Consider the following 1766-nt stretch of genomic DNA (forward strand, 5'->3'; position numbering starts at 1 on the left):
GGCAAGCCGCTGTATGACTACACCACGCTGGCCAACCTGCTGCAGCCGTGTGCCGCGCTGGCCTCTCCAGGCACCAATGTCTTCAACACCATCAACCCGGTCATTGCCGCGAGCCGCTGCAGTGCGCTCAAGGCCAACGGCATGGTCGCCGGCAACACCACGGCCGAGCAGGCGGGCAGCGCCATGGCCACGCTGGTGCAGGCAGGCTGGCAGCCCGAGGGCAACGACCTGCAGGCGTCGCACTATTCGTTTGCCACCCTGCCGGTGGCGCTGACGTATGCCAATGCCTACGGGCGTGCCGGCGTGCAGGACAACCTCTGCGGCTACAGCTTTGCCGCCACGGCGCCTGCCGCTTCGCCCACACCCAACCTGCCGGTGCCTGCGCCGGCGGGCCCGCTGGCCACGTCATTCGGCACCGGCAACGGCATACCGCCCACGGTGGGCATCAACATCGTCAACAACGCCAGCCTCGGCGGCCCGATGCTGGACTCGGCCTCCATCTCTGCCGGCAACGTGCAGGACTACAACAGCGCCGGCGCCCTGTGCCTGCGCAACCTGGCCACGGGAAACACCCCCGACGCCCTGCGCGTGCGCGAAGGCATCCAGCAGGTGCTGCGCACGGCCAACCWGCAGGGCAAGCCTGCGCTGATCGTGCATGGCCGCTCTGACACGCTGGTGCCGGTGGCGTTTACCTCGCGCCCCTACTTTGGCCTGAACAAGATGGTGGAGGGTTCGCGCAGCAAGCTCTCGTACGTCGAAGTCAYCAACGCCCAGCACTTTGATGCCTTCCTGGGGTTCCCCGGCTATGGCCAGCGGCTGGTGCCGCTGCACCGCTATTTCATCCAGGCCATGGACATGATGTATGCCCACCTCAAAACCGGCGCACCGCTGCCGGCCAGCCAGGTGGTGCGCACTGTGCCGCGCGGCCTGAGTGGCACCACGCCCAACCCGATCACGCCCGCCAATGTGCCGCCCATCAAGCTACAGGCGGACGCGCCGGACCGGATCACGTTCTCCAGCAATGTGGTGACGGTGGCTGATTGAGTGATGAAGGTGCACAGGCAAACAGGCACCGACATGCGTTTGGGTGCTTGGCCTACGCTGCGTTCCCGGCAGCCCGGTATCTTGGTAACTGGCTGACGTGACACGACGAACGTTGGCCCGGGATACCCCTCGCGATGGCCTCGCAAGGGTCTCGCCAGGGTTTCCTGGACCTTCCCGTCGAATTCATCAGGAGTCATCATGAACAAGGATCAAGTCAAAGGCGCAGCCAAAGACACAGCTGGCAAGGCACAGGAAGCTGCCGGCAAGCTCGTGGGCAGCAAGGACCAGCAAGCCAAGGGCTTGGTCAAACAGGTGGAAGGCTCTGTGCAGAAAAATTATGGTGATGCCAAGGAAGTCGTTAAAGACGTGACCAAGGGCAACAAAGGCTTCTGAGGCCTTTGAGGCTTCGGAGCCAGCATGCCCGGCTTGCCGGGCAGCCAGAACAGCGGCGCATTGGCGCCGCTTTTTTATGGGCGTTTGATTTTCAGCTTTGGCGTGGCGGGGCAGGCAGTGCCTTAAAAAGCAGTGCACCCACGCCAGCAGCGCCGCGATTGATCGGCAATACTCCAGCGAGTGACCCGCGAAACTACTTACTTCAGCGACTACGTAGTTGTAGTGAGTTAAAGACTGGTGCAAAACCAATTCGCCTGACGCCGTCTGCTGTAGCGGGACCCACATTAAATTTCACCGTTGTCCACGCCCCTGCCGGCATAAAGTCTTTC

The 1766-nt window shown here is 63.0% G+C and carries 2 protein-coding genes; both read left to right on the forward strand.

The window, feature by feature from the left end; translation table 11 throughout:
* Window positions 1-1044 (forward strand): 3-hydroxybutyrate oligomer hydrolase family protein (locus AC1D1P_RS22415; protein ID WP_477674504.1); only part of this gene is annotated, 1044 nt, incomplete at its 5' end.
* 198 nt (window positions 1045-1242) lie between these two features.
* Entirely contained in the window at window positions 1243-1437 is a 195-nt protein-coding gene (locus tag AC1D1P_RS22420; RefSeq protein WP_477674505.1) for a CsbD family protein, read from the forward strand.
* Window positions 1438-1766: the final 329 nt, after the last annotated feature.

The organism is Polaromonas sp. P1_E1_2 (assembly GCF_056406035.1).